Annotated in this window: 13 protein-coding genes; 6 read left to right on the top strand and 7 right to left on the bottom strand. The window is 59.7% G+C overall.

Translation table 11 applies throughout. The annotated features are described in order from the left end of the window. From FS819_RS13355 to FS819_RS13345, 3 genes are all read right to left on the bottom strand, one after another. Entirely contained in the window at positions 1-450 is a 450-nt protein-coding gene (locus FS819_RS13355) for a GNAT family N-acetyltransferase (RefSeq protein WP_156551102.1), read from the bottom strand. After that, complete coding sequence (locus FS819_RS13350) at positions 450-1,610, bottom strand: alpha-D-ribose 1-methylphosphonate 5-triphosphate diphosphatase (protein WP_234624497.1); 1,161 nt, start codon at positions 1,608-1,610, stop codon at positions 450-452. Before FS819_RS13350 ends, FS819_RS13355 begins: the two co-directional genes overlap by 1 nt. 118 nt (positions 1,611-1,728) lie before the next feature. Further along, entirely contained in the window at positions 1,729-2,730 is a 1,002-nt protein-coding gene (locus FS819_RS13345; protein WP_156551099.1) for a P1 family peptidase, read from the bottom strand. Positions 2,731-2,932: 202 nt separating this feature from the next. Between FS819_RS13345 and FS819_RS13340 the strand changes: the two genes are divergently transcribed. From FS819_RS13340 to FS819_RS13330, 3 genes are read left to right on the top strand one after another with little or no spacing between them, the layout of a single operon-like run. Next, positions 2,933-3,973 carry an HlyD family secretion protein gene (locus FS819_RS13340; RefSeq protein ID WP_156551097.1) on the top strand — a complete coding sequence of 347 codons (1,041 nt, stop codon included), beginning with the start codon at positions 2,933-2,935 and terminating at the stop codon, positions 3,971-3,973. Positions 3,974-3,984: 11 nt separating this feature from the next. Then, complete coding sequence (gene rbbA, locus FS819_RS13335) at positions 3,985-6,723, top strand: ribosome-associated ATPase/putative transporter RbbA (protein ID WP_156551095.1); 2,739 nt, start codon at positions 3,985-3,987, stop codon at positions 6,721-6,723. A gap of 5 nt (positions 6,724-6,728) precedes the next feature. Further along, entirely contained in the window at positions 6,729-7,850 is a 1,122-nt protein-coding gene (locus FS819_RS13330) for an ABC transporter permease (protein ID WP_197434187.1), read from the top strand. A 25-nt stretch (positions 7,851-7,875) separates the two neighbouring features. On the opposite strand, the gene FS819_RS13325 is transcribed toward FS819_RS13330, so the two are convergent. The 4 genes from FS819_RS13325 to FS819_RS13310 form a co-directional block, all read right to left on the bottom strand. Next, positions 7,876-8,796 (bottom strand): ABC transporter permease, encoded by a 921-nt coding sequence (locus FS819_RS13325; RefSeq protein WP_156551093.1) that lies wholly within the window; start codon positions 8,794-8,796, stop codon positions 7,876-7,878. Beyond that, positions 8,789-9,799, bottom strand: coding sequence for an ABC transporter permease (locus tag FS819_RS13320; RefSeq protein ID WP_015917205.1), 1,011 nt, complete (start codon positions 9,797-9,799; stop codon positions 8,789-8,791). Before FS819_RS13320 ends, FS819_RS13325 begins: the two co-directional genes overlap by 8 nt. A 123-nt stretch (positions 9,800-9,922) precedes the next feature. Continuing rightward, a complete protein-coding gene (locus FS819_RS13315; RefSeq protein WP_156551092.1) occupies positions 9,923-11,629 on the bottom strand; it encodes a peptide ABC transporter substrate-binding protein in 1,707 nt (568 codons plus the stop codon). 362 nt (positions 11,630-11,991) lie between these two features. Next, complete coding sequence (locus FS819_RS13310) at positions 11,992-13,728, bottom strand: peptide ABC transporter substrate-binding protein (protein ID WP_156551090.1); 1,737 nt, start codon at positions 13,726-13,728, stop codon at positions 11,992-11,994. Between the two features lie 279 nt (positions 13,729-14,007). Between FS819_RS13310 and FS819_RS13305 the strand changes: the two genes are divergently transcribed. The 3 genes from FS819_RS13305 to FS819_RS13295 all read left to right on the top strand — a co-directional run bounded on the left by FS819_RS13305 (position 14,008) and on the right by FS819_RS13295 (position 17,853). Further along, positions 14,008-15,171 carry a M20 aminoacylase family protein gene (locus tag FS819_RS13305; RefSeq protein WP_070153391.1) on the top strand — a complete coding sequence of 388 codons (1,164 nt, stop codon included), beginning with the start codon at positions 14,008-14,010 and terminating at the stop codon, positions 15,169-15,171. Positions 15,172-15,258: 87 nt separating this feature from the next. Further along, positions 15,259-17,100: an ABC transporter ATP-binding protein gene (locus FS819_RS13300; protein WP_156551089.1), complete on the top strand. Its 1,842-nt coding sequence runs from the start codon at positions 15,259-15,261 to the stop codon at positions 17,098-17,100. 114 nt (positions 17,101-17,214) lie between these two features. Continuing rightward, positions 17,215-17,853, top strand: coding sequence for an exopolysaccharide biosynthesis protein (locus FS819_RS13295; protein WP_156551088.1), 639 nt, complete (start codon positions 17,215-17,217; stop codon positions 17,851-17,853). Positions 17,854-18,071: the final 218 nt, after the last annotated feature.

The following is an 18,071-nucleotide window of genomic DNA, read 5'->3' as shown; positions in this document are numbered from 1 at the left end:
TTAAGATGTTGTCCGGGACCAGACATAGAGCACGTCCGGCTGTTTTTCTTCGTTCTCACCACCGTCCGTCATCAGGTCAGGGGTGAAGCCGTGATACTCATAAAAGCGTCGTGCATGCTGGTTTTGCTGAAATGTCCAGAGCTTCAGATGGGTTGCATCCGCCATAGTATTGATGAGTAAGCGTGATCCCATGCCTTTACCGAGATGGTCCGGGTCAATGTAGAGATGGTCGATCCAACCGTTCTTGACTGCGATAAAGCCGCATATCCTGTGGTTTTCAATCGCAACCCGCACAGAATTTTCAGCAAGAACGACGGTTTCAATGAAATGCCGATCTTCCTCGGCAGTGTGCAATTTCGGCAAAAAACCCAACAGCGATCGAGAGCGGGTAAAGACCGAAGCAATGGCATCTGCATCTTGTTGTTCCGCAAGACGAATGTGATTTTCCATCACCCAACCCGCACCCCGCCACGCCAGATCTGCTTGATGAACGGATGGCCGCCGTGCTGGCCAATCTGCAAGAGGTCGGCGCGTTTGCCCGGCGCGATCTCGCCGCGGTCGTTGAGGCCAGCGGCTTCTGCCGGGGTCTTGGTGACCATGCGGATCGCGGCGGGCAGGTCGTAGGCGAGATCAGGATCGGCGGCGATGGCGAAGGGGGCGTCCAGCAGGGCGCGCGGTACGTAATCAGACGCAAGGATATCGCAGAGGCCTTCGAGCAGCAGATCACGCACTGCCACATTGCCGGATTGTGAGCCGCCGCGCACGATATTCGGTGCGCCGCCGACGATCTGCATGCCCCGCTTGCGGGCTTCGCGGGCGGCCTCCAGCGTGCAGGGAAATTCGCTGATCGATACGCCTTCGTCAGCGGCGAGATCGACATGCTCGATATCGGTATCGTCATGGCTGAGCAGCGGCTTGTTGTGGCGCTTGGCAATATCCACCACCTGCGGGCGGATTCGGTTGCCGATGGCCTGTTTGGTGGTGATCAGATCCGCAACCCGAGCCGTGGTCACGGCAAGCGCTTCGCCGCGCAATTTCGCGACTTTGGCCAGATAGGTGTCGAGATCTCGTGTCTGGCGGATGCCGGGCAGGTGCTCCATGACAGAGACGACGCGCACCCGATCGTGGCCAATATTGGCTTCCATCAGCCCAGGCGTTTGTTCATCGATCACTTCGCAGCGCAGATGCACGAAATGCTCGGCCCGCAACATGCCGGCTGCTTGGGCCTTCTCCAGCGCCTCGATCATCGGCCCCAGGATTTCCGCCCTCTCGCTGCCGTCTTCCGCCGCACCGACGCAGAGGCTGTCGAACACTGTGGTAATGCCGGCGCCGATGATTTGCGCGTCATGGGCAAGGGCCGCCGTCGTATAATTCCAGCGGACGTGGTGGCGGGGAAAGACATGCTTTTCGAAATGATCGGTGTGAATATCGACAAGGCCCGGGATCAGCATATCGCCACCAAGGTCGATGGCGTCGTTGGCATGGGTTATCGGGCCGATGGCGATGATCTGGCCATTTTCAATTTCCACCGTGCCGGTCTGTATGCGGTCTGCAAGGACGATGGCGGCATTGGTCAGGACCAGGCGTTTCAAAGGTGTCTTGCCGCTCATGTCCATCCCGATCTCTCCGCTTTTTCTCTCACATAGCATGGTTCAGACGATTCGAGCCGTGCCGCGACAGGCGCGGTGTAAATCTCTGTGATGACCGTTCTATGTCAGCGATGGGAAATCAGACGCGAAGATCACGCCAGGCCGGTTGCGAACAGGTGTAAGGCAGGGCTTGCGCTTCATAAACGCCACGGGCGATGGCGCGGGCCATGGTGAGGGTGGCGAGATGGCAAAGCTCCATGAAGGTGGCAAGGTCCGGCAGCGGCTTTGCGCCGGTGGCAGCGGCAAACACCGTATCGCCATCGGCAGGCAGATGGGCAGGCAAGAGCGCCCGCGCCAATCCGTCATGGGCCATGATTGACAGGCGGTGGCATTCCGCCTTGGTCAGATCAGCATCGGTGACAATGGCGCCAATGGTGGTGGCGATCGGGTCGCGGCCCTTGAGGCGCAGGGCGCTATCATCAGAGCCAAAGGAGGAGGGCATGCCGAGGCCGCCGAATTCACCCGCCTGCTCGAAAGGAGCGGCCCAGAAATGCCGTGACGAACCAATCGTGGCCGTACCGAGCGCATTGACGGCGACGATGGCCGCCACGGTATGACCGCTGGCGGAGACGGCGCTGGCCGAACCGAGCCCCCCCTTGACGGTGGCAGTGGTGGCACCTGTTCCAGCCCCGATTGTTCCTAACGGGAAACTGCCCGGTTTGCGGGCCACGAAAGCCTCATAGCCCATATCGCGATAAGGGGAGTGGAGGCCCCAATCCTTGTTGCCCCCATTCAGCAGATCCATCAGGATCGCCTGCGGCACGATGGGGACGGTCATATCACCGACCGGAAACCCTTGGCCAATCTGGCGCAGGCCAGCCTGCACGCCGCCTGCCGCATCCAGCCCAAAGGCGGAACCGCCCGACAGGACCAGCGCATTGACCTGGGTGACCAGCGACAGCGCCGGATCGAGCAAACCCGTTTCACGCCCACCGGGCGCACCGCCCAGCACCGATCCGGATGCGGTGGCCGGTTGATCGAAGACGATGACAGTCACCCCGGAGCCGAGCGCGAGATCAGTGGCATGACCGACCGAAAGACCGGCAACATCCGTCAATAGATTAAGAGGGCCGGGCTTCATGCGGGATGCTCCTTCGGACTGTGTTGCGGACGACTTGATTTCAATCAAGGACGCACCGGCAAAGGCCAGTAAGTTTGACGCATAAAGCGTTATACCCTGAAAGCGCTCGTAACAAGTTTATACAGTGAATTTAGTGTCTTACGGTTTGATCGACCGTTGGATTCCCGCGCTGTCGGCCCCTTTTTCGAGATTTGAGCTGTCCATGCAGAAGCCCCAGAAATTCGCCCTTGCCTTCGTTATCGTTCTGCTTGCCGCATCCGGCGGCACCTATGCCTATTTGAAATTCGGACGAGCCGATACGCTGCCATCAGGTATCGTCACGGGCAATGGCCGGATCGAGGCGACCGAGGTTGATATTGCCAGCAAGAGCGCTGGTCGGCTGATATCCGTCGAAGTCGGCGAGGGTGATCTGGTCACCAAAGGTCAGGTGCTGGCACGCATGGATACGGTGGAATTGCAAAGCCAGCTACGCGCCGCAAAGGCCAAGATCGCCGAAGCCGAACAGAGCCGCGATGCTTCGGCCTTCAAACTGTCCCAGGCGCAGAGCCAGTTTGATCTCGCCGACAAGGATCTGGAGCGCAAGCTGGTCCTGCTTGGCAAGGGGTTTGTCTCCGATCAGGCGGTCGATAGCCAGAGGTTGAGCCGCGACAGTTCCAAGGCGGCGGTCTCGGCGGCGGAGAGCACGTTGAACAGCGTGCAGGCGACCATCGACAATGCCAAGGCGGAGGCCGACCGCATTGCCCAGACCATCGCCGATGCAACGCTTGTTGCACCGAAGGACGGACGGGTGCTTTATAGGCTGGCGGAGCCGGGCGAGGTGCTGGCGGCGGGCGGCAAGGTGCTGACGGTGCTCGATCTGTCGGATGTCTATATGACGATCTATCTTCCGTCTGCCGACGCTGCGAAAACCGCAATCGGTGCCGAGGGCCGTATCCTGCTCGATATTCTGCCGGACCGGGCCATTCCCGGAACGGTGTCCTTCGTCTCGCCGCAGGCGCAATATACGCCGAAACAGGTGGAGATCCGCAGCGAGCGCGACCGATTGATGTTCCGCGTCAAGATCAGCGCACCGAAGGAACTGGTGAAGCAATATCTGCCGCTGGTCAAAACCGGGATCACCGGTCTCGGCTATGTGAAGACCGATGCGGCCGCGGTCTGGCCGGACCGTCTGCAATCCGATCTGACGACAGCGCCTCTCGACCCCTCGGCTTCGAATACCCAACCTTCAGCCAATAAGCCGTAAGCGGGGCAGCCATGGAAAACGCTGTCGAACTGGCAGGCTTGTCCCATTTCTACGGCAAGCGCCAGGCCTTGAGCGCCATCGACCTTGCCATCGCGGCCGGATCGCGGGTGGCCCTGGTCGGGCCGGACGGGGTGGGAAAATCCACGCTTCTGGCGCTGCTGGCGGGCGCAAAAAAAATCCAGCAAGGCCGGATCACGGCACTTGGAGCGGATATGGCAAGCGCCGGTGCGCGTACCGACGTGCAGCCGCGCATTGCCTATATGCCACAGGGCCTGGGCCGCAATCTTTATCCCAACCTGACCGTCTGCGAGAACATCGATTTCTTTGGTCGGCTGTTCGGGCAGGACGCGACGGAACGAGCCGGGCGTATCGACCGGTTGCTGAAGGCGACCGGGCTCGATCCGTTCGGTGACCGGTTGATGGGCAAGCTGTCGGGCGGCATGAAGCAGAAGCTCGGCCTGTGCTGTGCCCTGGTGCACGATCCCGATCTCCTGCTGCTCGATGAGCCGACGACCGGTGTCGATCCCTTGTCACGACGGCAGTTCTGGGAACTGGTGGAGAGCATCCAGGCCTCGCGGCCCGGCCTGACCATTATCACCGCCACATCAGATATGGAGGAGGCGAGCCGGTTCCAGCGCGTGGTTCTGCTCCATGAGGGCCGTATCCTCGCGGATGGCACCTGCGAGGCGCTGCTGCAACAAACCGGGCAGAAGACCCTGGAACAGGCCTTCATTGCGCTTTTGCCGGATGCGGCAAAACAAGGCTATGGCGATCCGCCGCCCAGGCCTGCCTTCGTGGATCGGGGCGAGGTTGCCATCGAGGCCAAGGAACTGACCCGGTCATTCGGAGCGTTTACCGCCGTCGATCATGTCAGCTTCCGCATTCCCAAGGGCGAAATTTTCGGCTTCCTTGGTTCGAATGGCTGCGGAAAATCCACCACCATGAAAATGCTGACCGGGCTTTTGCCAGCCAGTAGCGGCGAGGCGCAGCTGTTCGGCCAGCCGGTCGATGCCAAAAAGGGTGCTGGCGATGCCCGCCGCCGTGTTGGTTATATGTCGCAGGGCTTTTCCCTCTATGGCGAATTGACGGTGCAGCAGAATCTCAACCTGCATGCGGCGATTTTCGACCTGACCGGGGAGGCGGCCAAGGCGCGGATCGAGACCTTGGCGCAAGAGTTCGGCCTTCAGCCCTATTTGCAGTTCCTGTCGAGCGATCTGCTGCTCGGGGTGCGCCAGCGCCTGCAACTGGCCGTGGCGCTGATCCACCAGCCGGATATCCTGATCCTCGACGAGCCGACATCCGGCGTCGATCCGTTGGCACGTGACGGATTCTGGAATGATCTGGTGGAACAATCACGGCAAAACGGCGTGACGATTTTCGTGTCCACCCATTTCATGGCGGAAGCCGAGCGCTGCGACCGCATCGCCTTCATGCATGCGGGCAAGGTGATTGCCTGCGGCACCCCGCAAGAGCTGAAAGAGCAGACCGGCAGTGCCAGTCTGGACGATGCCTTTATCGCCTTCATGAAAGCGGGAGGGCGGCAGGAAAACCTGACCGACGCAGCAACCCAGTCACAGGCCGGTGCCGCAACGGTGGCCGACAGCCCTGCCGGGACCATGCAGCGCAAGGGGTTTTCGCCTGCCCGGCTGATGGCCTATGCGCGGCGCGAGGCGATGGAACTGATGCGCGACAAGATCCGGCTCGGTTTCGCCCTGGCGGGCACGGCTCTGCTGATGCTGATTTTCGGCTACGGCCTGACACTGGATGTTGATCACCTCCGGTTTGCCGTGCTCGACCGCGACCAGAGTGCCGAAAGCCGGGCCTATATCGATGCCTATGCGGCCTCCTCCGCCTTCACCTTGCAACCGGCCATCTCCGATGAAGCCGGGATGTTGTCGCGGTTGAAGGCCAATGACATCATGCTGGCGCTTGATATACCCGAGAAATTCGGCGCCGACCTGCGGGCTGGCAAGCGGCCAAACGTGCTGGCCATGCTGGATGGTGCCATGCCGTTCCGGGCTGAGACGGCGCTCGGCTATGTCTCGGGCGCTCACCAGCGGTTCTTGCAGGAGATTGTCCGCCAGTCGGGCGGAACGATCCAGTCGGTGGCTGGCGTGGAAATACGTTACCGCTACAATCAGGCTTTTCTCAGCGTGAATGCCATGGTGCCAGCGGTGATCGCTCTGCTGCTGGTGTTCATTCCCTCGATCCTGACGGCGCTTGGCGTCGTGTCGGAAAAGGAAATGGGATCGATCAGCAATCTCTACGTGACGCCGGTGACCAAGCTGGAATTTCTGCTGGGCAAGCAATTGCCCTATGTGGCCATCGGCTTCATCAACTTCCTGATGATGTTCCTGCTGGCCGTATGGCTGTTCGGTGTGCCGTTGAAAGGCTCTCTCGCCGGTCTATCGGTCGCTGCTTTCGTCTATGTGCTGGCGACGACGTCGATTGGTATTTTAAGCTCTACCTTCACCTCGACCCAGGTGGCGGCCCTGTTTGTCACCGCCATCGGCACGATGATGCCGGGTACGCAGTTTTCCGGCCTGTTGCAGCCGGTGTCGTCGCTGCACGGCATGGGCCACGCCATCGGCCTGGTGTTTCCCACCACTTATTTCATGCGCGCCAGCGTCGGGGCCTTCACCAAGGGGTTGGGCTTTGCCGAGTTGATGGGCTTTGTCTGGCCGCTGGCGCTGTTCTGGATTGGTGCCATCGGGCTTGGCTGGTCGCTGCTGCGTAAGCAGGAAAGGTAAGGGATATGGATCTTCGCACGGTATTTGCCCTGTTTCGCAAGGAGTTGATCGGGCTTTTGCGCGACAAGGTGCTGATGGCCATGGTCATCTATGCCTTCAGCCTGGCGATCTATACCCAGGCGACTGGACTTTCCCACGATCTGCGCAATGCGACGCTGGCCGTGGTGGACCGGGACATGTCGCAATTGTCGTCTTCCATTCTCGACGGGCTGATGCCGCCGCGCTTTCAAAAGCCGGTGGCAATCGCGCCTCAGGATATCGACCGCGCCATGGACCAGGCGCGTTACACTTTTGTGCTGGATATTCCCGAACGATTCGAGGCCGATGTTCTCTCGGGGCGTAGCCCCTCCGTCCAGTTGCTGATCGACGCGACCGCGTTGATGCAGGCGGGGGTGGGTTCGAGCACGATTCAACAGATCGTCAGCCAGCAGGTCGGGCTTTATGCCCAGCGTGTCGGCGTCTCAAGCACTCAGGCGGTGACGGTGGAAACGCGGCTTGCCTTCAATCAATCGCTGAATTCGGATTGGTTTTCCGGCACGATGGCGCTGATCAACAATATTACCATGCTGGCCATCCTGTTGGCAGGCGCCGCTTTGGTGCGCGAACGGGAACACGGGACGCTGGAACATCTGCTGGTCATGCCGGTCAGGCCTGTCGAAATCATGGTCAGCAAGCTTGCGGCCAATGGTCTGGTCATTCTGGTCATGACGCTGTTTGCCATCATCACCGTGTTGGTCAAGGTGCTCGGCATGCACATCACCGGTTCGCTGACGCTGTATATGGCTGGCGTGGCGCTCTACCTGTTCTTCGTCACCTCGTTCGGGCTGTTTTTAGGCACGCTGGCCCGCAGCATGCCGCAACTGGCGCTGCTGTTCATTCTCACCGCTTTGCCGATGAATATCCTGTCAGGCGGTTTTACCCCGCTGGAAAGCCAGCCGCAATGGCTGCAAAACGCCATGCAGGTCTCACCTTCGACCCATTTCGTCGCCTTTTCGCAGGCTATTCTCTATCGCGGCGCGGGCTTTGATGTGGTCTGGCCGCAATTTGCGGCGACCTTCGGCATTGGGCTGGTGTTTTTCCTGTTCAGCCTCAGCCGGTTCAGGACGTTCATCGCCGCGCAGCAGTAAAATGAACGTCCTGACCGGATAAAGATCAGCGCTTCATAGAGCGCGGATCGAGTGCATCACGGATGCCATCGCCGATATAGTTGACGCTGAGCACGGTCAGTGAAATCGCCAGACCCGGCCAGATGGCGCGGGCAGGGGTGATTTGCAGGAAGTTTACACCGTCATAGAGCAAGCGGCCCCAGGTCGGAAAGTCGGAGGGAAAGCCGAGACCAAGGAAGCTCAATGCGGACTCTGTGATGATCGCCGAGGCAATGCCGAGCGTGGCCGAGACCATGACCGAGCTGAGCACATTGGGGACAATATGCTTGAGGATCACCCGGTATTCGCGCATGCCGCTCGCCTTGGCGGCCAGCACGAATTCCTGGTTCTTCACCGTCAGCACATCGCCGCGCACGATGCGGGCGGTGTGCATCCAGCTGGTAATGCCGATGACGAAGACGATCAGGATGAAAATCCCGGCTTCCGGGCCGAAGGCGGCGCGGAGCACATCACGAAACAGCATGGTGATGACGAGCAGCAGCGGCAGGATCGGCAGAGCCAAGAACAGGTCGGTGATGCGCATCAACGGTCCGTCGATCCGCTTGAAATAGCCGGAGAGCACACCGACCAGCGTGCCGACGAACAGCGAAATCAACATGGCCACCATGCCGACCGCCAGCGAGATTTGCCCGCCGGCCAGGACCTGTGCGAACAGATCATGGCCGAGATTATCGGTGCCGAACGGATGAACCCAGGACGGTCCCTGGTTCTTGTCGCGGATATTCAGCTTGTTGGGATCGACGCGGTGAATCAAAGGTCCGACATAGACGGCCATAACGATCAGCACGAAGACCACAAGGCCGATGACCCCGCCGGTATGGCGGCGGAACTGGCCCCAGAGCTGGGCGCTGAAGGATTGCGAGCGGTCGGCTTTGGCCTGGGTGGCGAGGGTGGGCGCATCAGTCATAGCGGATCCTCGGATCGAGAATGCCGTACAACACGTCGGCAATAAGATTGAAGAGTACGATCAGCACGGCGAAGATGAAGGTCAGCGTCTGCACCAGCGGCAGGTCGCCGCTCTGGATGGCGGTGATCAGCAATTGACCAAGACCGTTGACCCGGAAAATCTGCTCGGTGATGATCGCGCCGGAAAAGATCGTCGGCACGCCGAGCGCAATCACTGTTACAACAGGGATCAGGCTGTTGCGCAGCACATGCACCAGCAACACGGTCTTTTCCTTGACGCCCTTGGCGCGCGCGGTGCGCACATAGTCCTGATGCAGATTATCCAGCATGGAAGCGCGCACGAAACGGCTGATCTGCGAGGTATTATAGAGCGTTAGCACCATGACCGGCAGCACCATCTGCTTGACCTGGGCGACGAAGCTTGTCCAATCCACGACTTGCAGATTGGTATCGTAGACCGAGGGAAACCAGTGCAAGGTCGAGGAGAAGATCACGATCAGCAGCACGCCGGTAAAGAAGGTCGGCACGGAATAGCCGACCATGGAAACGAAGGTGCCAATCTGATCGAAGATCGAATATTGCTTGTAAGCGGAGATGACGCCAAGCGGAATGGCCAGCAGCACGCCGAACACATAGGACAGGCCGACAACCCAGAGCGTCTGCGGCATGCGCTGGACGATCAGGTCAACGACAGGGCTGCGGGTGGTCCAGGACAGCACCCGCAGGCGCTGGCCGGAGCCGACGGTCAGGCCGGTGATCTGCTCGAAAATATTCAGCGGCTCATTGATGAAGAACTGCTTCAGCCACAGGAAGAAGCGGACGATCATCGGCTGGTCGAGGCCAAGGGCGGCGCGCATTTGTTCGCGCACTTCCGGCGGGATCGTCAGCGGCAAATCACCGAGCGGATTGTTGGGGGCCATCGCCAGCAGCGCGAAAATGATGAAGCTGATGATCAGCAGGGTCGGGATGGCAAACAGCAATCGCCGGATCGTATAGGTAAACATTATTTTATATCTCCGGGCGCGCCAGGGAGGAGAGATGAAGCTGGAACCGGGCCTCGGCGCCCAAGGGTGGCCGACGCCTGCCAGCTCACCGGACCCGCGTCATGCGGGTCCGGTAAGGCGCTGTTACTTGGTGCGCGACCAGTCGGCGATGTTCCACAACTCGCTGTCCCAGCCGGTCATCTTGATGCCCTTGAGACTTGCAGCAAAAGCCGAAGGCTGGCCACGATAGACGAGCGGCAGATGCGCGCCGGCTTCCGTCAGCATGTCATTGAGCTTTTTGACGATCTCGACGCGCTCTTCGATCTTGGCGGTCTGGGAAAGCTTGGTGACGAGTGCGTCATAGGCTGGATCGCAATAGCGCGGCATGTTCTGACCCTGCCAGCCGTTTGCCGGGCTTGGAATCTTGTCGCACATCCATTCGGCCATATAGGCTTCCGGATCGGTGCCGTCGAAATTGTTGGTGTACATTTCAACGTCGGCGTAGAATTTCTGGAAAGTGTCCGGGCTGGACGGGTCGCCACCGAAGAACACCGAGGCCGAAACGTTGCGCAGTTCAGCGCCAACGCCGATCTGCGACCACATATCCTTGACCAGCGCCTGGGTACCCTGGCGGACGGAATTGGTTGAGGTCAGGTAGAGGAAGTTCAGCTTGACGCCGTTCTTGGCGCGAATACCGTCAGAGCCCTTTTTCCAGCCAGCATCGTCCAGCAGCTTGTTGGCGCCGTCGATGTCCTGCTTCAGGCACCAGTCATTGGTGTTGGACACATAGATATCCGGGCCGGGGACGATGTTGCAGGTCGGCTTGCCAGCGAGGCCGTAACCCGCCTCGACAATCACGTCGCGGTCGATGGCCATGGAGAGTGCCTTGCGCACAGCCGGATCGGACAGGGACGGATGCGGGCCGCCTTCCTTGGTGGAGCGCTTGTCGCCCAGTGCCGGATCGGCATTGGTGAAATTGAGGTTGATACGCTCGACCTGGCTGCCGAAAGCGGTGATGATCTTGCCCTTGCCGGCGGCTTCCATTGTCGCCAGCACTTCAGGCTCGACCTGCATGTTCCAGGCATAGTCGTATTCGCCGGTTTCCATCACGGCGCGGGCCGCTGACAGCGCATCGCCGCCGCCCTTCAGCGTTGCGGTTGCAAAGGCAGGCTTGGCCGGATCGCGGTAGTTTTCATTGGCCGTGAAGGTGATCACGTCGTTCGGCTTGAATTCCTTGACCTTGAAGGGGCCGGTGCCGATAGGGGCAAAATTGGCAGCCGTGCATTCCGGCGCCTTGGGGCCGAGGCAATCCTTGAACTGGGCCTTCTGGATGATCGGCGCCTGCGAGCCGACAAAAGCCGAATAAGGATAGGGCTTTGGCGAGGTGAACGTCACCTTTATGGTCTGCGGATCAAGCGCTTCGACGCTCTTTACGCCATCATATTTCTGCTTCTGGGCGCAGCCGCCGCCGTCTGCCGTGCAATATTGCCAGGTGAAGATCACGTCATCGGCGGTAACCGGCGTGCCATCCGACCATTTGATGCCGTTCGAAAGCTTCCAGGTGATGCTGGTCAGATCCTTGGAGACGCCGCCGTTTTCAACGGTCGGGATGGTATCGACCAGCTTGGGAACCAGTTCGCCCTTTTCATCGAAGCCAGCCAGCGGTTCGATGACCATGGAGGATGCATATTGCTCCTTGGTGCCACCGGATAGATAGATGTTCATGGTGGACACGGCCTGCCAGAAAAGCATCTTCAGGTCGCCGTCACTGCCGCGCTGAGCCATGGCTGGCGCGCCCGTCATCATCAATGACGCGACGGATGCCGCCAGAATGAACCGGATGTTACGCATGGTTTGCTGTTCCCTTGTTATTCTCGTGGTCGAGAGTTTTCTTCTGGCAGCGCAAGCAAGGACGCTGCCAATTTTCCCCATTGCCTCAATGGCACTGAATTTAGAGAGTATATGGCCCTGATCCCCTCTGGGCCTGGTCGGATTGCCTGTCCTGATTATTGGTTTGCCCAAATTTTGGGCTATAAAATCACAAGCTTATTTTTCATTCAAGATGGAAAATGCGAGACCATGCATCTACTGTGGATAGGGTGCGGGCCACGGCACCATTCACAAGGTACCATTTCGCGGCAAGGCGCTTCAGACATGCTGGCGTCAGTGGCGCCAGCATGTCGCGTGTCAATATGCGGTTCTTGTCATGGATCCTACTTGCTACGGGTCCAATCCGCAACATTCCACAACTGTGAATCCCACGGATTGAGCTTTGCACCCTTCAGTGTGTTCGAGATGGCTGACGGTTCGCCGCGATTGACCAACGGAATGACCAGGCCGTCATTGACGATCATGTCATTGAGGCTACGGACCAGTTCGGCGCGCTTTTCGGTGCCGGAGGTCCTGCGCAGCTCCCCTACCAGCTTGTCATAGGCCGGATCGCAGTAGCGGGCGATGTTTTCACCCTGCCAGTTGTTGGCGGGAGTGGGGATCTTTTCGCAGGTGAAGCCGCCCATGAACTTCTCAGGATCGGTGCTTTCAAAGCCGCTGGCATACATTTGCACATCGGCATAGAGCTTCTGGTAGGTGTCGGGGCTGGCCGAGTCGCCGCCGAAGAACACCGAAGCGGAGACATTGCGCAATTCGGTCTCGACGCCGATCTGCGACCACATGTCCTTGACAAGAACCTGCGTGCCTTGGCGCACCGAATTGGTGGTGGTCAGGAACAGGAAGGACAGTTTGCGGCCGTCTTTTGCGCGGATGCCGTCGGGGCCTTTTTTCCAGCCTGCTTCGTCCAGCAATGTGTTGGCCCCGTCCAGGTCCTGCTTTCCGCACCAGGTCTTGGCCTTGGAGGCGAAAATATCCGGGGCGGGAATGATGTTGCAGGTTGGCTGGCCAGCGGCGCCATAGCCTGCTTCAACGATCACGTCACGGTCGATGGCCAGCGCCAGCGCCCGGCGCACCCTGGGGTCTGACAGGGCTGGATGGGGACCGGCCTCCTTGGTGGAGCGCTTAGCGCCGAGGGCCGCATCGACGGCGTAGGGGTTGAGTTGGATGCGTTCGACCGTGGAGCTAAAGGCTGAGGTCATGGTGCCCTTGCCGGCTTTCAGCATGGATTCCGTTACTTCCGGCTCCACCACCGTATTCCAGGCAAAATCATATTCGCCGGTTTCCAGCACGGCGCGGGCCGCAGACATCGCATCGCCGCCACCTTTCAGGGTGATGCTCGCAAAAGCTGGCTTGGCCGGATCGCGGTAGCGCGGATTGGCGTCAAACAGCACGACGTCATTGGCTTTGAAATCCCGGACGACGAAGGGTCCAGTGCCATGCGGCTTGAAATTAGCCTCTGTGCATTGCGGTGCTTTTTCGCCCAGGCAATCCTTGAACTGGGACTGCTGAATGATCGGCGAGAGCTGGCCGACGAAGGCGCTATAGGGAAAGGGTTTGGGGGCATCGAAGGTCACCTTCACGGTCAAAGGGTCGATGGCCTCCACCGATTTTACCCCGTCGAACTTGGCCGCCTGGGCGCAGCCGCCGCCGGGCGCCATGCAATATTTCCAGGTGAATACCACGTCATCGGCGCTGACAGTGCCGCCGTCCGACCAGGTCAGGCCCGGTTTCAATTTCCAGGTGATGGAGGTCATGTCCTTGGCGATGCCGCCATTGTCGACGGTGGGGATCTCGGCGGCAAGTCGGGTGAACAGATTGCCCTGCTCGTCAAAGCCCGCCAGCGGCTCGATCACCATCGAGGCAGCGTAGACTTCCTTGCTGCCGCCCGACAGATAGGGATTGAGATTGGAAACGGCCTGCCAGAACAGGATTTTCACATCGCCGTCCGTGCCGCGTGCGGCTAGAGCAGGGGTGCTGACAAGGGCTCCCGTGGCTGCGGCTCCCGTCGCTATGAAAATGGCGGCTGCCGATAGTGCCCTTAAGGGCCTGTTGTATGTCATGGTTGCCGTGTCCTGCTTTGGTTGAGATGACGCATTGCTTCGCAGCACGGCGCCCAGAGTCAAGAACGCAGAGGTTTAATCTACTAAAATAACAGACAAGATGACGGGGCGGTTTGGCATCCGAACGTGGCTTGAGAGCGGCGATCTGATTAAGTTTTGGGCCGTGGCCATTTCAGGCTATTTTTTGTTCATTCATTGCATTTGCGACTTGCAAAACGCTAAAGTTGATGAACAGTATGCCATCGAAAACCGTATGGGAACAGCAAAAAGAGGTCATTCATGCCCATTTTGAACCGTGCCAGCGCCTTGCAGGAAGAGGTCGCAGGCTGGCGGCGCCATTTGCATCAGACACCGGAACTGTTGTTCGATGTGCATCAGACAGCCGCTTTCGTCACGCAGAAGCTGAAGGAATTCGGTTGCGACGTGGTGGAAACAGGCATTGGCAGAACGGGTGTCGTCGGCATCATCAAGGGCAATCGCGGCGAGGGCACCACCATTGGCATGCGTGCCGACATGGATGCCTTGCCGATCACCGAAATCACTGGCGCGCCATGGGCCTCGACGGTGCCGGGCAAGATGCATGCCTGCGGCCATGACGGCCACACCGCCATGTTGCTGGGCGCGGCGAAGCACCTGGCCGAAACCCGTAATTTCGCAGGCTCGGTTGCGGTGATCTTCCAGCCAGCAGAAGAAGGCGGCGGCGGCGGTCTTGCCATGGTGCAGGACGGAATGATGGACAAGTTCGGCATTTCCCAGGTGTTCGGCATGCACAATGCGCCGGGCGTGCCGCTTGGCGATTTCGCCATTCGCAAGGGGTCGCTGATGGCGGCGTCCGATACGTTCGAGATCGTCATCAAGGGCAAGGGAAGCCACGCCGCCCAGCCGCATATGTCGGTCGATCCGGTCCTGGTTTCGGCGCATGTGATCATTGCCTTGCAGTCGATCGTGTCGCGCGGCGTCGATCCGCTGGAATCGCTGGTTATCAGCGTCACCACCACCCATGGCGGTGATGCCTATAATGTCATTCCGATGGATGTGACCCTGACCGGAACCGTGCGCACCCTGCTGCCGCAGATCCGTGATTTTGCCGAAAAGCGCGTGCAGGAAGTGGCAAGTGCTACGGCCATGGCGCATGGTGCTATCGCCGAAGTGCATTATCACCGGGGCTATCCGGTCACCTTCAACCACGCGCAAGAGACGGAGTTTGCCGCCGCGGTTGCCGCCAGGATCTCCGGCGAAAACCGGGTGAAGACCGACATGGCGCCGAAAATGGGCGCCGAGGATTTTTCCTACATGCTGGAAAGCCGTCCGGGCGCCTTCATTTTCCTAGGGGTCGGCGACACCGCCAATCTTCACCACCCGGCCTATGACTTCAATGACGAGGCCATTCCCTATGGCATCAGCTATTGGGTGGAATTGGCCGAAACCGGTTTGGCAGCCTGACAGGCTGTCTCCCGTGTTTGTCGCGGTGGATCAATTATAAAGTGCCTCGGTCGTGAAATCGGGGCCAAAACAGGGGAAAGCACATCTATGGCTGAAGATCTCACCACGCAGAACGAGCTTGTCCAGCCGGTTCTGTCCGTGCGCAATCTGACCACTTCGTTTCGGATCGGCGACCAGTGGTCTTCCGTGGTGCGCAATATGAGCTTCGATGTCGCGCCGCGCGAGACCGTCGCCATTGTCGGCGAATCCGGCTCGGGCAAGAGTGTGACATCCCTGTCGATCATGCAATTGCTGCCAAAGAATTTCAGCCGGATCGAGGGCAGCATCAAGCTGAACGGTCGCGAATTGCTGACGCTGGCGCCGGAAGAGATGCGCCGGGTGCGCGGCAATGACATTGCGATGATCTTCCAGGAGCCGATGACCAGCCTCAACCCGATCTTCCCGATCGGCAAGCAGATCGCCGAGGCCATCCTGTGTCACCGCGATATTTCCAGGGCAGAGGCGAAATCCGAAGTGATCCGGCTGTTGGAAAAGGTCCGCATTCCCAATGCCAAAAGCCGGTTTGATGAATTCCCTCACCAGTTTTCCGGTGGCATGCGCCAGCGCGTGATGATCGCCATGGCGCTGGCCACCAAGCCTAAACTGCTGATCGCCGACGAGCCGACCACGGCGCTGGATGTGACCATCCAGGGCCAGATCCTCGACCTGATCAAGGTCTTGCAGGAAGAAGAGGGCATGTCGGTGCTGTTCATCACCCATGACATGGGAGTTGTGGCAGAGGTGTCCGACCGCACCATCGTGATGTTCCGGGGTGAAATGGTCGAAGGCGGCACGACGGACGATATTTTCAACCGTGGTCAGCATCCCTATACACGGGCGCTGTTGTCGGCGGTGCCGAAACTCGGTTCGATGAACGGTCATGCCTTGCCGATGCGCTTCCCGGTGATCGACATCAAAACCGGTGACACCCTGGTCGAGGAGGCGGAAGTCGGCGCGCTCGACATGGTGCCGCGCCCGATCCTCGAAGTGAAAAACCTGACGACCCGCTTTGCTATCCGCTCCGGCCTGCTGGGGCGCAAGTCCGGCGCTGTGCATGCGGTGGAAAATGTCAGCTTCGATCTCAGGCCCGGCGAGACCCTGTCGCTGGTCGGTGAATCCGGTTGCGGCAAATCGACGACGGGCCGCTCGATCACCCGGCTGATCGAGCCGAGCAGCGGCACGATCGCGCTTGACGGTTATAATGTCATGTCGCTCGACAGCAGCACCCTGCGCAAGATGCGCCGCAGCATCCAGATGGTGTTTCAGGACCCCTTTGCCAGCCTCGATCCGCGCATGTCAGTGGGCACCGCTGTGATGGAACCGTTTCTGGAGCATAATCTCGGCACCAAGGCACAGGCGCGCGAAAAGGCTGCCGATCTGTTGCAGCGTGTGGGCCTCAGCGCCGATATGATGCGCCGCTATCCGCATGAGTTTTCCGGCGGCCAGCGCCAGCGCGTCGCCATTGCCCGCTCGCTGATGCTCGACCCGAAAGTCATCGTTGCCGACGAGGCGGTGTCGGCGCTTGATGTCTCGATCAAGGCCCAGGTCTGCAATCTCCTGCTCGATTTGCAGGAAAGCTTCAATCTCGCCTATCTGTTCATTTCCCACGACATGGCGGTGGTGGAGCGCGTCAGCCACCGGGTGGCGGTAATGTATCTGGGTGAAATCGTCGAGATCGGACCGCGCCAGGCGGTGTTCGATAATCCGCAGCATCCGTATACCAAAAAGCTGATCGCCGCGGTGCCGGTGCCCGATCCGGCGCGTCGCAATATCACCCGGCAAATGTCGACCGATGAAATCAAGAGCCCGGTGCGACCCCTGGGCTATGAACCGCCCGCGCGCCATTACCGGGAGGTCTCGGCGGGTCATCTGGTGCAGGAAACGGTGTAAGCACCGCTCGTCCTTACGCCATCGTCTTGCCCTTGCGCTGGCGTCCGGGAGTTTCCATATGCCGTTCGCTGCGGAGCGCTTTTCGGGTTCCGTATCGACCTTTGAGGAGCGGTAATGGATCAGAGAGTAGGCGGTGAAGCGGAGCAGACGGCGGCCCTGCCGCTTTCGCAGATCCTGTTTCGGATTGCCGAGGATGAAACGCGGGCGCGGGTCTCTATTGGTGATATTTTCGAGGCGCTCGGCGACCGGGCTTTCGGCGCATTGATCCTGATCTTCGCGCTTCCCAATATCGTGCCGACCCCGCCTGGTACATCCGCCATAACAGGCGCGCCGCTGGTCTTTCTGGCGGCACAGTTGATGCTGGGCTGGCAGCCCTGGTTGCCGGGCTGGATCACCAAACGCTCACTGGCACGGGCCGATTTTTCCGCCATCGTCGCCAGGATCGTGCCCTGGCTTGCCCGGGGCGAGAGGCTGCTGAAGCCGCGCTTCGGTCTGCTGGTACGGGGACCGGCGGAAAACCTTCTGGGGATCATGGCCTTCATTCTGGCCATCATTCTCGCATTGCCCATTCCGCTCGGCAATATCCTGCCAGCCATTGCCCTGTCGCTGTTTGCCTTCGCGCTTCTGGAGAAGGACGGGCTTTACGCCCTGGCGGGCAGTGTGGTGTTTCTTCTGTCGATTGTGGTCGTCGCCGGCGTGATTGTGGCGCTCGGCAAGGCGGCCTTGTTGCTGTTCAGCATATCCTTTGGCTAAACCGAATTGCCTGGACTGAGCCCTGCGCTGCCGGAATGGCGGTGACGTTTGCCAGGGCGTGTCTCGCCATTCCTTTACGGCTTTTGGGTTGCTAATCGACCATATGGCAAGTTTCGCGACAGCTTCGCTTCCTATCTTTCCCCATGATCGCCGGTCGAGCGTATGTCGACTAAACGCTTTGTTGCTGACCTGCGTCGGCAATTACCACAATGGGGATT

This window comes from Allorhizobium sp. Av2 (assembly GCF_021462805.2).
Classification (GTDB): Bacteria; Pseudomonadota; Alphaproteobacteria; order Rhizobiales; family Rhizobiaceae; genus Allorhizobium; species Allorhizobium vitis_G.
The sequence above is the reverse complement of the archived record's forward strand: the minus strand, read 5'-3'. Positions and strand labels throughout refer to the sequence as shown.

Coding starts and splice junctions, on each gene's coding strand:
- FS819_RS13325 (WP_156551093.1), bottom strand. CDS start 8,796: ATGACTGATGCGCCCACCCTCGCCACCCAGGCCAAAGCCGACCGCTCG.
- FS819_RS13295 (WP_156551088.1), top strand. CDS start 17,215: ATGGATCAGAGAGTAGGCGGTGAAGCGGAGCAGACGGCGGCCCTGCCG.
- FS819_RS13345 (WP_156551099.1), bottom strand. CDS start 2,730: ATGAAGCCCGGCCCTCTTAATCTATTGACGGATGTTGCCGGTCTTTCG.
- FS819_RS13310 (WP_156551090.1), bottom strand. CDS start 13,728: ATGACATACAACAGGCCCTTAAGGGCACTATCGGCAGCCGCCATTTTC.
- FS819_RS13320 (WP_015917205.1), bottom strand. CDS start 9,799: ATGTTTACCTATACGATCCGGCGATTGCTGTTTGCCATCCCGACCCTG.
- FS819_RS13315 (WP_156551092.1), bottom strand. CDS start 11,629: ATGCGTAACATCCGGTTCATTCTGGCGGCATCCGTCGCGTCATTGATG.
- FS819_RS13350 (WP_234624497.1), bottom strand. CDS start 1,610: ATGAGCGGCAAGACACCTTTGAAACGCCTGGTCCTGACCAATGCCGCC.
- FS819_RS13355 (WP_156551102.1), bottom strand. CDS start 450: ATGGAAAATCACATTCGTCTTGCGGAACAACAAGATGCAGATGCCATT.
- FS819_RS13300 (WP_156551089.1), top strand. CDS start 15,259: ATGGCTGAAGATCTCACCACGCAGAACGAGCTTGTCCAGCCGGTTCTG.
- rbbA (WP_156551095.1), top strand. CDS start 3,985: ATGGAAAACGCTGTCGAACTGGCAGGCTTGTCCCATTTCTACGGCAAG.
- FS819_RS13340 (WP_156551097.1), top strand. CDS start 2,933: ATGCAGAAGCCCCAGAAATTCGCCCTTGCCTTCGTTATCGTTCTGCTT.
- FS819_RS13305 (WP_070153391.1), top strand. CDS start 14,008: ATGCCCATTTTGAACCGTGCCAGCGCCTTGCAGGAAGAGGTCGCAGGC.
- FS819_RS13330 (WP_197434187.1), top strand. CDS start 6,729: ATGGATCTTCGCACGGTATTTGCCCTGTTTCGCAAGGAGTTGATCGGG.